Source organism: Micromonospora sp. NPDC050686, assembly GCF_040654475.1.
Classification (GTDB): domain Bacteria; phylum Actinomycetota; class Actinomycetes; order Mycobacteriales; family Micromonosporaceae; genus Micromonospora.
Genome location: NZ_JBFAID010000057.1, coordinates 1 through 13,723 on the forward strand (window position 1 = coordinate 1; position 13,723 = coordinate 13,723).

Genomic DNA, 13,723 nt, shown 5'->3' on the forward strand with positions numbered 1-13,723 from the left:
TCGAAGGAGACCAGCGCGCACATCACGTCCACCCGGACGTTGGACAGCGCGGTGAGCGGGCCGTACAGGCGGGTGAGCAGCAGGGCCAGCTTGAGGGCCGCCACCGTACCCGGGATGATCAGCCGCAGGAGCGGGCGCCGTAGGTTGCCTGGTACGACGCCGACACCGCCGCGCCGTCCACCGTCGCGGACGCCGTCACCGTCACCGAGCCGGCCGGCACGCTCGCCGCGCCGGTGGGGAACGAACGGAGCTTGCCCTTGCCCGGCGGCACCGCCCCGAAGGGCCGGGTCCCGTACGCGGACTCGGCCGACGCCGACACGTGGACCGCCTCGTTGTTCGTCGCCCGGACCGTCACCATCACCTGCTCCCCGACGCAGCGGGTGTCCGCCGTCACGGACAGGTCCAGCGCCGGTACGGCCTCGAACGCCCAGGAGTCGAGTTCGAAGAGGTCCTGGCCGGCCGGGCCGCGGTAGGTGAAGTAGACGTCGTGCACGCCGCTGACCCCGGTGAGGTCGGCGCTCACCTCGGCCCACTCGCCGGTGGCGGTGTCGACCGGGACGGTGCCGACCACGGGACCGGCCACGTCGTCCAGGCGTACCTCGATGCTTCCGCCGGTGGTCAGCGGGCGCACCTTGGCCGTCACGCCGCGGGCGCCGTCGCCGAAGTCGACCGACGACAGCGCGGTCCAGTCGCCGTCGTCGATGTCACGCACCACCAGGTTCGGCGCCGCCGTGCCGAACTCGGCGGAGCCGCCGTCGACCTTGCCGGTGGCGATGCCCTTGCTCCAGCCCACGGTCTCGGCCTCGAACGCCCGGTAGGGGTTGAAGTCGCGTACCTGGTCGACCCCGGCGTAGGTGCCGACGACCTGCTGGATCGTGCCGTCCGGGTTGAAGGCCAGCTCCTGGATGTGCGGGCTGCGGTAGCCCTGGGTGGTGTTGCCGTTGATGCGCTTGTTCAACGTCGGGGCGTGGTACGTGAAGTAGTACCTGCCCTCGAACTCGAACACCGACTGGTGGTTGTTGCCGCCGGTGCCGGTGCCGAAGAACTGCGACTGGTTGGGGAAGAGCACCCCGGCGTAGGTCTCCTTCGGCCACGACATCGGGTCGTCGGAGATCAGGTAGCCGATCTGGCCGCCGCCGGGGTAGCCGGGCACGCGGGGCTGGTTGCCGCCGAAGTCGTTCCCGCCGAAGTGCGAGGAGTAGGAGAGGTAGTACCTGCCCTCGCGCTTGAACACCTGGGCCGCCTCGAAGGCCACCGGGGCGTCCACCACCGCCGCCGTACCCTCGGTCGACACCATGTCGTCGCCGAGCTTGATCGCGCGGATGTTCTTCGGGTTGTTGAAGCGCTCGACCGCCGGCATGCTCGTCGACGCGGGGCCGCCACCGAAGTAGAGGTACGCCTCGCCGTCGGAGTCCACCAGCGGAGCCGGGTCGAACTTCCAGGCGACCGTCTCGGCGCCGGGGGTGCGGCCGTCGATCAGCGTGCTGGTGCGCTCGCTGGTCCACGGGCCCAGCGGCGACTTGCCCGTGATCACGTTGCTGGAGCCGCCGCCGTTGGCGTAGTAGAGGAAGAACTTCTCCTCGCCGTTGACCACCTTCTTGGCCATGCCGGGCGCCCAGGAGTTGCCGGTGAACGGCGCGACGCCGTTCGGGCCGGCCACCTGGATCTCGCCGTGGTCGGTCCAGTTCACCAGGTCGCTGGAGGAGATCACGGTGATCTGGTTGATGTTGCCGTAGTTGATGCCCGGCGAGACGCCGGTGGCGGGGTTGGGGGCGTAGCCCTGGGTGTCGTTGGTCAGGTAGAGGTAGACCCGGCCGTCGTGCACGAAGCCGAACCCGTCGGCGCCGAACTTGTGCCCGATGAGCGGGTTGTGCTCGCCGGGCAGCTTGCCGACGACCTCGATGGTCTTCGACACCACGTACTCCTGGAGGGTCACGTCGTCGACCTTGAAGTCCATCAGGTGGGTGTCCGGGGCGGTCGACGGGTTCGACGTCCACGGCGTCTCGACGAAGATCCGCGCGGTGCTGACGTCCTGCCCGGCGGGGATCGTGAAGGTGCCCTGGATCAGCCCCCACTGGCCGCGGGGCACCGTCACGGTGCCGAGGTTGGTGTAGGTGGAGCCGCCGTAGTGCATGGTGACGAAGAACTGCTTGGTCGACGGGCTGTTCGGGTTCTCGTACTTGACCCGCGCGGTGACCAGGTAGGTCTTGCCGGCCTGCACCTTGCCGGAGAGGTTCTGCATCGGGCCGGACCCGGTGGTGGTCCGGTTGGTGACGGCCACGGCGCCCGCGCCGGAGTAGGCGTCCGTGGTGGGTGCGAGGGTGGTGCTGTCGGCGGCGTTGCCGTTGTTCGGGAACCAGCTGGCCAGCCCGTCCTCGAACCCGCCGTTGACGATGAGGTTTCCGCTGGCCGCCTGGACGGGAGCCGCCGCGACGGCGGCGGATCCCGCGACCAGGGTGAGGGCCGCCGCTACCGCGGCGAACCGTCGTCGGGTCGCGTGACGCAAGCGATGATGCACGACACTTCCTCCTTGCTGGGTGAGGTGAACCGGGGTCGGTTCATCGGTGCCCGAGGTCGGTTGCGGTGCGGCCCGGAGCGGATCGGTGTGCTCGAGCGGGTCGGGGTGCGGCCCGGCTCGGCCGGGACCGCGGGGCGTGCGGTTCACCGCGCCCCGTCGGTCGTCTCACGCGCGGGCCCGGTACGGCCCGCGCCGACTGTGGTGGGTCCGGTGCCGGGTCCCGCGGCCGCGGGACCCGTGCCGTCCCTGGCTCACCCGCAGGATCGCGCCTTGTACGGCGCCGTCACCGTCACCTCGGCCGGCTCGCCCCGGTAGGTGGCCGTCCCGGTCACCGTCACTTCGCCGGCGGGCACGTCGGCCGCGCCGGTGGGGAACGACCGCAGCTTCTGGTGGCCCGGCGGCAGCGCCCCGAACGGCGCCGTCCCGTACGCCGAGTCGGCCGACGCCGAGACGTGCATCGCCTCGCCGTTGGTCACCCGTACCGTCACCATCACCTGCTCCCCCACGCAGCGGGTGGCGGCCACCGCGGACAGCTCCAGCGACGGTTGGTCGGTCCTGAGTACGCCGAGCCGGGCCAGCTGGTAGCTGAGCGCCCGCTCCGGGGCGTCGATCTGGTTCTGGGTGCCGAGGTCACCGGCGCGGGCCACCTTCGCGTCGGCGAGCGCGGCCTGCATCGCGGCCCACGCGTCCCCCGGGTGGTAGTGCCGGTCGAGGGTGCCCGCGTACGCGATGGCCGCGTCGAGGTCGCTGGTGCTCAGCGGCCGGCCCTGCGCGGTCAGCGTGTCGCTGAGCAGGTAGTGGTCGAAGTCGACGTGCCCGCCTGTCTGCTGCGTCGCGTAGTTGAACAGCCCGACGCGGTGTCCCATGAAGTGCGCGAGGCTGCCGTCGAGGGTCTGCGGGCCGACGCGGTTGCCCAGCTGGTGCCAGGTCAGGCCGTCCAGGCTGTAGGAGAAGGTCGTCCAGAGCTGGCCGACCGGCGCGGCGAAGTCGAGATCCGCCTTCAGGTGCACCTCGGTCGCGTCGCCGAGCGCGACGGTGGTGCCGGGCAGGAAGTTCTCCAGCGCCGCCTGGTCGAGGTCGACGGCGAACGGCTGTCCCCGGTTGACCACGCCCACGGTGTTGACGCCGCCGATCCGCTTGACCGCCACGTAGGAGAAGCCGCGGTTGTAGGCGGCCAGGCCGGCGACGTCCCCGTTCTTCATGCCGGCGATGTCCATCCGGGTCTCGGCGGACTGGCGGGGCCCGAAGGTGCGCTGCGACAGGGTGTTGCGGGCCTCCTCGAACCAGGCCAGCTCGGCCCGGTTGGACAGTTTGGTGTAGACGTACCGGCCGGTGACGACCTTGCCGTTGGTCAGGCGCAGCCAACCGTCGCGGTCGGTGAGCGACCAGTACCGGTTGTCGGGGGCGTGGTTCCACTCCCAGGCCATGTCCAGGCGGGACCCGTTGGGGGCGATCTCCTCCCGGGTCGGGTACTCGGTCGTCACCGGCTGCCCGACGATCGAGACGTCGTCGATCAGGTACTCGACGCTCGACGACGGTGGCTGCGGGTTGGCCCACGGCGTCTCCACCGCGAACTTGAAGTTGTCCAGGTTCGCCGTCGAGGGCACCGTGTACTGGCCCGACACGGTGGTCCACTGACCGATCGGGACGCTCCTGCTGGCCATCGTCTGCACGCCCGCGCCCCAGTCGGCGACCAGGTTGAACGGGATGCTGCTCGGGCCCGAGGTGTACCTGATCTTCGCCGACACGGAGTAGGTGACGCCGCGCTGCATCCTGCCGTTGAGGAACTGGTTGGGGCCGGAGCCGTTGAGCGTACGGTTGCTGACCTTGAGCGCCGCCGCCCCTGAGGCGGGATCGGTCGAATCCAGACCGAGCGACGCACCGAACTGCCCGCCCCAGGGCGTGACCGTCCCGGTCTCGAACCCCGGATTCTGCACCAGCTCGACGCCGATGAGCGACTGGTCCACGACGGGCGGCGCCGGGATCGACCACTCCTCGTCCAGGTACGCCTTGTGCGGCGCGTCGTTGGCGAAGTCGTCCGAGGCGACGATGCCCTTCTGCCGCTCGAACACCTCCTGCGCCGGGCTGAGCCGGATCGGCTTGTCGAAGACCCCGTCGACCGGCACGACGCCGTTGGTGCCGAAGGTCGGCCAGCCGTCCTGCCAGGTGGCGGGGATGAGCGCGGGAATGCGCCCGATGGGGAAGGTGTCGCGGAAGAACATGCCGTGCCAGTCGGTCCCGCCGTCCGGGCGGGAGGTCGGCACCAGGCTGCCCTGCGCGAAGCCGTTGGAGTTGAGCACGCCGCGGGCCTCGTAGGTGTTCACGCCGCCCGCCGAGGTGTAGCGCCCGAGCAGTTCCCGGGAGCGGAACATGACCACCTGGCGGCCCTGGCCGGACGGCCAGGTGATGATGACGGCGTAGTAGTAGCCGTCGATGTAGTAGAACTGGGCGCCCTCGAACAGGCCGCCGATGAACGGCCGGCCGGCGTAGTTGCTCGCGGTGAAGATGTTCGGGTAGTCCTGCTCGATGGCGGTGAGGCCGGCGTTGAGGCGTACCGCGCTGGTGCCGCCGGAGCCGTAGAAGATGTAGGGCGTGCCGTCGACGTCGAAGAAGAGCGACGGGTCGTGCAGGCCGCGGCCGAGGGCGGTGCGCTGCCACGCGCCGTTGTCGATGTCGTCGGTGCGGTAGAGGTACGCGCCGCCGAGGTTGTTGGTGTTGAACGCGACGTAGAACATGCCGTCGTGGTAGCGCAGGGACGACGCCCACTGGCCCTGGCCGTACGAGTTCTGCCCGTTGCGCAGGGAGAACGAGTCGCCGATGCTGGCCCGGTCGAAGACGTAGTTGACGATCTCCCAGTTCACCAGGTCGTAGGACTTCATGATCGGGGCGCCGGGGCTGAGGTGCATGGTCGTACTGATCATGTAGTAGAGGTCGCGGCCCTCGTCGTTCTCCGCGGCCGGAACGCGTTCCACGCTGATGTCGGGCACGTCGGCGCGCAGCAGTGGCACCGAGTAGGTGCCGTCGCCCCGGTCGGTCGAGGTGTACGAGGATCGGGGTGACCAGCCGTCGTCGGCGTGCGCCGTCGCGCCGGTGGGGAGCAGGGCGGCGCAGAGCAGGGCCGCGACGGCGGCGAGCGAGAACCTCCGCCGGCCTGGCGTGCCTGGCGGTCGTCGGGTCGCTGTCGGATCCGCGGCCGGCCCTGCGACCAGCCGACACGCCCATCGGTTGCCCATGGAGTTCTCCCATGTTAGCGCTAACATCGCGTGGTGACGTATTGAAACATTCGCGTGACGCGATCGTCAACGACCGGTAACCGCGGCTCTCCGATCGATCACCGCGGATCAAGCGCCGCGTCGCAGTCGCCCCTTTTGGACGAACTCACCCCCGACACCCCTTCTTCGTGGCAACTCCCGGGCCTGCGCACGGCGGTGGGAGCGCTTCCTCCCGGGGGGCGACCTGCGCGCTCATCCGCCGACCGTCCGTCGACAGCGCCCCCGCCGCGGCCAGCCGGGAGCCGGTCGGTCGAGAGAACCGCACCGCTCGGCGCAAACTTTCGTCGGCCAGTGAGAAAGTCCGGCCCTCCGCGCTAGAAGGTATGGACACATGGACATTAGTTTTATAGCGTCGCCCGGGTGACGAGGTGTTTCGTCGAGGTTAATCGATCCACCCGGCTCCGTCGTGCCGCGACCGTGTCGGCACCACAGTCGACCGACCACGGGCCCCGGAGCCGGCTGTCGCTCCGTCACCCCCCGCCCCCTGAAGAGAAGGACCAAGCCGTACGTCCCCGACCTGCCCCGCACACCCCTTGAGAGAAATGAGAGGCAGTTGAAGAGACGATTCACGCTCGCCATGGCGGGCCTGATGACCACGGCGCTCGTCGCCACGCCCACCGTCTCGCAGGCCGCGCCCGGTGCGGCCGCCGCGCCGCCGGAGAGCGACTTCCAGAAGGTCACCCTCAACGACCATCCGGGCGAGCCGATGGACCTGGCCGTGCTACCCGACCGCCGGGTCCTGCACGTGACTCGCGCCGGCGAGGTCTGGATGCACCACCCGGACAGCGGCCGTAACACCCTGGCCGCGACGCTCGACGTCTACCGGCACGACGAGGAGGGCCTGCAGAACGTCGCCATCGACCCGAACTTCGGCAAGGGCGGCAACAACTGGGTCTACCTGTACTACTCGCCGCCGATGAACACCCCGGTGGACGACCCGTCCACCCCGGACGTCAACGAGGGTGACGCGCCGGGCTGGGGCACCGCCGCGGACTTCGACAAGTTCAAGGGCGCCCTCCGGCTGTCCCGGTTCCGCCTCGTGAAGGACAAGCTGGACCTCTCCACCGAGCAGCAGATCATGGACGTCCCGGTCGACCGGGGCATCTGCTGCCACGTCGGCGGCGACATCGTCTTCGACGCCAAGGGCAACCTGTACCTGTCCACCGGTGACGACACCAACCCCTTCGAGTCCGACGGCTACGCGCCCATCGACGAGCGCCCCGGGCGCAACCCGGCGTTCGACGCGCAGCGCACCTCGGCCAACACCAACGACCTGCGCGGCAAGGTGCTGCGGATCAAGCCGGGCGCCACGGGCGGATACAGCATCCCGGCCGGGAACCTGTTCCGGCCCGGCACCGCGAAGACCCGTCCCGAGATCTACGTGATGGGGCTGCGCAACCCGTTCCGGATCGAGCTGAACCGCACCAACGGCGAGCTGTACATCGGCGACTACTCCCCCGACGCCAACCGGCCGAACCCGCAGCGCGGGCCGGCGGGCCAGGGCCGGTGGATGGCGGTGCGCAAGGCGGCCAACTTCGGCTGGCCGTACTGCGTCACCCCGGACCAGCCGTACGTGGACTTCGACTTCGCCACCCGTCAGTCGGGGGCGTCGTTCAACTGCGCCGCGCCGGTCAACGACTCGCCGCACAACACCGGCCTGCGGCAGCTGCCCCCGGTCGCGCAGCCCGACATCTGGTACGGCTACGGCCTGTCCGCGCAGTTCCCCGAGCTGGGTACCGGCGGCATCGGCCCGATGGCCGGGCCGGCGTACCAGTTCGACCAGCGCACCACCAGGGGACGCACCGCGGTGGGCTGGCCCGCCTACTACGACGGCAAGCCGCTGTTCCACGAGTGGACCCGCGACTACGTGAAGGCCTTCACGCTGGACGGCGAGCGCAAGGTCACCCGGATCGAGTCGGTGCTGCCCTCGATCGCCTTCGACAACCCGATGGATCTGGAGTTCGGGCCGGACGGGGCGCTCTACGTCCTCGAGTACGGCGACGGCTACTTCAGCGAGAACCCGGAAGCGCAGCTCGCCCGCATCGACTACACCGGCTGGACGGGCAACCACACCCCGGTGCCGCAGGTGTCGGCCGAGCCCACCAACGGCAACACGCCGCTGACCGTCACGTTCTCCAGCGCGGGCACCAGCGACCCCGACGGCGACAAGCTGAAGTACGCCTGGGACTTCGACAACGACGGCAAGGTCGACTCCCGCGAGCCGAACCCGACCTACACGTACACCAGCAACGGCCAGTACGACGCCACCCTGAACGTGACCGACCGGGCCGGCCTGTCGGCGTCGGCCTCGGTGCAGGTCGTGGTCGGCAACACCGCCCCGGTGGTGGAGCTGGTCAAGCCGGTCGAGGGGCAGACCTTCCGCTTCGGTGACACCGTCCAGTTCGAGGTGAAGGTAACCGACGACCAGCCGGTGGACTGCGCCCGGGTCACCGTCACCTACATCCTCGGCCACGACCAGCACGGCCACCCGCAGACCACCGCCAGCGGTTGCTCCGGCACCATCCAGACCACCCTGCCGGGCGGTCACGACCCGGAGCACGACAACCTGACCGGCGTCTTCGTCGCCTCCTACACCGACCCGGGCGACGACGGCCTGCCGGCCCTGAGCGGCTCGGACCAGGTCGTCCTGGTTCCCGTCGCATAGTTTCGAAGGAGCCAGCATGTGTTACGGATTCGACGGGGACGCCGCGCTGCGGCGGTCCGTCACGGACCGGCGGAGCCTGCTGCGCGGTTCACTCGCCGCGGTCGCCGGCCTCGGGCTCGCGGCCTCGGGAGTGGGCGCGACGGCGGCGACCGCCGGCGGCCAGCACGGTCACGGTCGGCGCCCCGTCCCCCCAGGCAAGATCAGTATCCAGCTCTGGACGATGCGGGACGCCCTGCAGGGCTCGCCGGGGTACGACGCCACCCTGAAGCAGCTGGCCCGGATCGGCTACCCGAGGGTGGAACTGGCCCTCGGCTACTTCGGGCGCACCGCCGCCGAGCTGCGCCGGTTCCTGGACGGGATCGGGATCAAGGCCAGCTCCAGCCACGACGGCATCAGCGAGAACGCCGACGCGCTGCGGCAGAAGATCCAGAACGCGGTCACCCTCGGCCAGTCGTACCTGGTGGTGCCGTACCTGTACTCGGAGAACGCCGACGACTGGAAGCGCTGGGCGCAGCAGATGAACGTCGAGGCCGCCGCGGCGGCCCAGGCGGGCCTGCGCTACGGCTACCACAACCACGCCCACGAGTTCACCATCGACCTGGGCGGCGGCAAGCGGCCCTGGGACGTGCTGACCGCGGAGCTCGACCCCCGGCTCGTGCACCTGGAGGTCGACATCTACTGGGCGGTCACCGGCGGCATCAACTCCGGCGACGGGGTGGCCGATCCGGAGGGCTTCACGCTGGACGTCATCCGCCGGGCCCCGCAACGGGTCCTGCAGTACCACGTGAAGGACCGGCATGCCGCCGACGGCGACATGGCCGACCTGGGCACCGGGACGATCGACTTCGCGCGGATCTTCCGGGGTCACCAGGTGCAGGAGTACATCGTGGAGAACGACACGCCGGACGTGACGCCGCAGCAGACCGCCGAGATCGGCTACCGCTACCTGCGCCGCGTGCGGTTCTGACCGGTGAGCTGACGGGTCACCGGGGTCGGCGGTGCGGCGCGGGAAACCCGCCGCGGGGCTGTCGACCCCGCTGACCCGGCGAGGCGCCCACGGTGGCGGCCGGAGAGTCTGTCTCCGGCCGCCACCGCGCGTCTGCGGTCCTGGGCGCTGTCGGCGGACGGGGGCGGGCCGGACCGGCGCACGCTGCGTAACCGACACACCACCCGGGTTCACCCGCCGGGAGGTAAATGCATCTGCATTCCTTGACGCCCTGGCCAGCGGCTGTCTAGCGTCACGTGCCATGACCCGGTCGAAGTTCCTGTCGCTGCTCGCCGCCCTCCTCGTCACCGTGGCCACTGTGGTCCTGCCGGCTCCGGCCGGGTCCGTCGCGGCCGCCCCGCCCGCCGGCCCCGGCGCGGTGATGCTGATCGGCGGTGCGCTGGCCGACGACAACGCCGCCGTCTACGGCGAGTTCGTCCGGCAGGCCGGCGGCACCGGCGCCCGCATCGGGGTGCTCAGCGCGTCGTCGGCGGTGCCGCACTCCAGCGCCAACGCGGTGAGCAAGGTCCTCAAGCAGTACGGTGCCGCCGAGGTCACCTGGATCCCGGTGAGCGTGAAAAAGAAGGGTAGCGGCGACGATCCGGCCAATGCCGCGCTGGCCGCGTCGATGACCGGGTTCTTCTTCACCGGCGGCGACCAGTTCCGGTACGTGCAGTCGATGATTCACGCCGATGGCTCCGACGGTGCGGTGCTCGCCGCGGTGCGGCAGCGGTTCACCGCCGGCGCGCCGGTCGCCGGCACCAGCGCCGGCATGCAGATCTTCGGCGGGCCCGACATGATCACCGGCGGTCTGAGCTACTACGGGGTCCGCGACGGCGCCCGGCCCGGCTACTACGACACCGACGAGGTCCTCGGCTACTGGCCCGCCGGCGGTTTCGGCTTCTTCACCTCCGGCCTGGTCGACACCCACTTCGACGCCCGCGGCCGGACCGGCCGTTCGATCCGGCTCGCCGCCGACACGGGCCACGACCTGGTGTACGGGGTGGGCGAGAACAGCGCTCTGATCGTCACCGGGGCCGGCACGGCGACCGAGTCCGCGCGGGTCGTGGGCACCAACGGGGTGTCGATCCTCGACCTGCGCCCGGCCCAGGTCGGCCGGACTGGCGGGCAGTGGTCGATCAGCGGGGTGCGGTGGAGCTACCTCACCGCCGGCGACACCTACTCGCCCGGCAGCCGGCGGGTCACCAAGGCCGGGACGAGCCGGCTGGCGGTGCCGCACGACCGGCCGGCGGCCGCACCGACCACCAACGTGTTCGGCTCGTACGCGCTGCGGGACGCCGCCTTCGACCTCGCCGACGCGGGCCGGTCCACCTCGACGACCGGCACGACGGCGCAGACCGACCCGCGGTTCGTGGTGGGCCTGACCAAGGAAGGGTCGTTCGGCGCGTACACGGCGGGTGGGGACCTCGTAGCGTCGTTCACCGACCTGACGCTGTCCATCCAGGCCGGCTGACGTCCCAGGGCGGCGACGATGTCCGGTTCGCCCTGGTGCTGGCGGGTGTCCCGTTCGGCGCCCCGACGCTGATCCGGCTCCCCGGGTACCCGGGCGGAGGCCCGTCATTCCCGGACCGCAGGGCACCCGATCGCGGCGGCTCTCGCACGTTTGTCCAGGTGAGCGTCGGGCAATCGCGGGGCTGAGCAGCCGGTGGGGCCGCCGGCCGGGCGGTGCCCGGTCCGCGGTCGGGCCGGGTCGCGCGGGAGGTTCAAGGAGCGTACGGGGTATGCGGCGAAGCGGCACGACCAGGCCGGCGGCCACCGCCGTCGAATCGGCGGGGCTGGCCGACCGGGTGTGGGACAACGCCCACCGCTACCCGGACACGGTGCAGTTCCTCCGGCCGGACGCGGACGCCGCGTCGTGGCCGGTCCCCCGGTCGGCGGCCGGCGGGACGGCCGAGGTGACCTGCCGGCAGTTCCGCGACGACGTGGCGGCCCTGGCCCGCGGGTTCACCGCCGCCGGGGTGGAGGCGGGTGCCCGGGTGGGGTTGATGAGCCGCACCCGGTACGAGTGGACCCTGGTCGACTACGCGTTGTGGGCGATCGGGGCGGTGACCGTCCCGGTGTACGACACGGACAGCGCCGAGCAGCTGGGCTGGATCCTCGCCGACTCCGGTGCGGTGGGGTGTGTGGTGGAGACGGCGGAGCACGCCGCGCTGCTGGCCGGCGCCCGCGACGGCCTGCCGGAGCTGAGCCAGGTGTGGCGGATCGACTCCGGCGGCCTGATCGGGCTGGTCGAGCGGGGCCGAAGCGTCGACGAGGCGGTGGTGCGGGCGCGCCGGGCCGCGGTGTCCGGCGGCGACGTGGCGACGATCGTCTACACCAGTGGGACGACCGGCCGGCCGAAGGGCTGCGTCCTGACCCACCGCAACATCGACCTCGATGTCGGCAACGCGGTCGCGGTGCTGCCGGAGCTGTTCAACGAGGGCGCGTCGACGGTGCTGTTCCTGCCGTTGGCGCACGCGTTCGCCCGGATGGTGCAGGTGGGCATGGTGCGCACCAGGGCGACCATGGTGCACAGCGCCGACATGGTCGGCGTGCGGGACCAGCTGCGCCGCTACCGGCCGACGTTCATCCTGGCGGTGCCGCGGGTGTTCGAGCGGGTGTACAACTCGGCCCGGCAGCAGGCCGCGGCCGAGCATCGGGGTTGGGTGTTCACCGTCGCCGAGCGGACGGCGGTGCGCTACAGCCGGGCGCTGGACACCGCGTCCGGGCCGAGCCCGGCGTTGCGGCTGGCCCGGCGGGTGGCTGACCTGCTGGTCTACCGGAGGCTGCGGGCGGCGCTGGGCGGGCGGTGCCGGATCGCGATCGTCGGCGGCGCCCCGCTCGGTGAGCGGCTCGGGCACTTCTTCCGCGGTGCGGGGCTGACCGCGCTGGAGGGCTACGGGCTGACCGAGACCTCGCCGGCGCTGGCGGTGAACCGGCTCTCGGCGATGCGGATCGGCACGGTCGGGCTTCCGTTGCCCGGGGTGGAGCTGGCGATCGCCGACAACGGCGAGGTGCTGGCCCGCGGTGACGTGGTGTTCCCGGGCTACTGGCACGATCCGGAGGCCACCGACGAGACCTTCACCGCCGACGGTTGGTTCCGCACCGGTGATCTGGGCAGCCTCGACGACGACGGCTTCCTGCGCCTCACTGGTCGGACGAAGGAGATCATGGTGACCGCGGCGGGCAAGAACGTCGCCCCGGCGCCCATCGAGGAGCGGGTACGCGCGCACCCGCTGGTCAGCCAGTGCATGCTCGTGGGTGACAGCCGGCCGTACCTGACCGCCCTGATCACGATCGACCCGACGGCCTGGTCCCGGTGGCGGGCCGCGCACGGGCGGCCGGACGCCTCGGTGGCGCAGCTGCGCGACGATCCGGCCCTGCGCGGGGAGATCCAGGCGGCGGTGGACCACGCGAACGCGGCGGTGTCGCACGCGGAGGCGATCAAGACGTTCCGCATCCTGCCCGACGACTTCACCGAGGCTGATGGGGAGCTCACCCCCACCTTGAAGATCAAGCGCGACGTGGTGCAGCGGCGCCGCGCCGCCGAGATCGAATCCCTCTACCGGGGGCACTGAGCCGCAGCGACAGCGGGAATTGTCGGTCGGCCTGGGTAGCGTGCCCGCCGTGAGCGCGCCTGGCGACGTACCGCCCGAGATTCTCGACCGACTGCGGCCCCGCTGCCTCGGGCTGCCGGAGACGTACGAGGAGCCGGCGTGGGTGGGCACGCGCTGGCGGGTCCGCAAACGCACCTTCGCCCACGTGCTGACGGCCGGCCCGAACCACCCTGCGGCGCGGGCCGCCGGGACCGACGGACCCGTCTGCGTGGTGACGTTCCGGTCGCCCGGTGACGAGATCGGCGCGTTGATCGGCGCCGGCCACCCGTTCTACCGCCCCGGTTGGGGTGCCGACGTGCTCGGGATGGTGCTCGACGGTGACACGGACTGGGTGGAGGTCGCCGAGCTGCTGATGGAGAGCTACTGCTGTGTGGCGCCGAAGAAGCTGGTGGCGCAGGTGGACCGGCCGGTCGGCGGGTAAGGAGCGAAGGACTGTTAGATATTTACATCTGTTTCAAGGTCGGCTACGGTGGCCAGAACTCGAGCACCCGAAGGGTGGCAGCCCCCTTACGAAGCGTGATTGCCGTGCCCACGTAGCACGTGCGAACACCGACGTGACAATGGGAGATTTGCCTTGGGCTCCGACGCCGTCCCGAACCCGTCCGGTCACCGCCAAGCCTCCACCGACGCCGCGATCCCTCGGCCGACGAGGAGAAAGCGCCTGCT

General features: G+C 71.0%; 7 protein-coding genes. 5 read left to right on the plus strand and 2 right to left on the minus strand.

What is annotated here, in order from left to right; all coding sequences use genetic code 11:
* Nucleotides 1–118 precede the first annotated feature (118 nt).
* Nucleotides 119–2,518 (minus strand): family 43 glycosylhydrolase, encoded by a 2,400-nt coding sequence (locus AB0H57_RS27250; protein WP_357511234.1) that lies wholly within the window; start codon nt 2,516–2,518, stop codon nt 119–121.
* A gap of 251 nt (nt 2,519–2,769) precedes the next feature.
* Nucleotides 2,770–5,751: a family 43 glycosylhydrolase gene (locus AB0H57_RS27255; protein ID WP_357511236.1), complete on the minus strand. Its 2,982-nt coding sequence runs from the start codon at nt 5,749–5,751 to the stop codon at nt 2,770–2,772.
* Between the two features lie 592 nt (nt 5,752–6,343).
* Between AB0H57_RS27255 and AB0H57_RS27260 the strand changes: the two genes are divergently transcribed.
* The 5 genes from AB0H57_RS27260 (at nt 6,344) to AB0H57_RS27280 (ending at nt 13,478) form a co-directional block, all read left to right on the plus strand.
* Nucleotides 6,344–8,455: a PQQ-dependent sugar dehydrogenase gene (locus AB0H57_RS27260; RefSeq protein ID WP_357511238.1), complete on the plus strand. Its 2,112-nt coding sequence runs from the start codon at nt 6,344–6,346 to the stop codon at nt 8,453–8,455.
* Between the two features lie 16 nt (nt 8,456–8,471).
* The gene (locus AB0H57_RS27265; protein ID WP_357511240.1) at nt 8,472–9,422 is read left to right on the plus strand and encodes a sugar phosphate isomerase/epimerase; all 951 of its coding nucleotides are present in this window, start codon (nt 8,472–8,474) and stop codon (nt 9,420–9,422) included.
* A gap of 280 nt (nt 9,423–9,702) precedes the next feature.
* Entirely contained in the window at nt 9,703–10,914 is a 1,212-nt protein-coding gene (locus AB0H57_RS27270) for a cyanophycinase (protein ID WP_357511242.1), read from the plus strand.
* Between the two features lie 268 nt (nt 10,915–11,182).
* Nucleotides 11,183–13,018: an AMP-binding protein gene (locus tag AB0H57_RS27275; protein ID WP_357511244.1), complete on the plus strand. Its 1,836-nt coding sequence runs from the start codon at nt 11,183–11,185 to the stop codon at nt 13,016–13,018.
* A 49-nt stretch (nt 13,019–13,067) separates the two neighbouring features.
* Nucleotides 13,068–13,478 (plus strand): MmcQ/YjbR family DNA-binding protein, encoded by a 411-nt coding sequence (locus AB0H57_RS27280; RefSeq protein ID WP_357511246.1) that lies wholly within the window; start codon nt 13,068–13,070, stop codon nt 13,476–13,478.
* Nucleotides 13,479–13,723 lie beyond the last annotated feature (245 nt).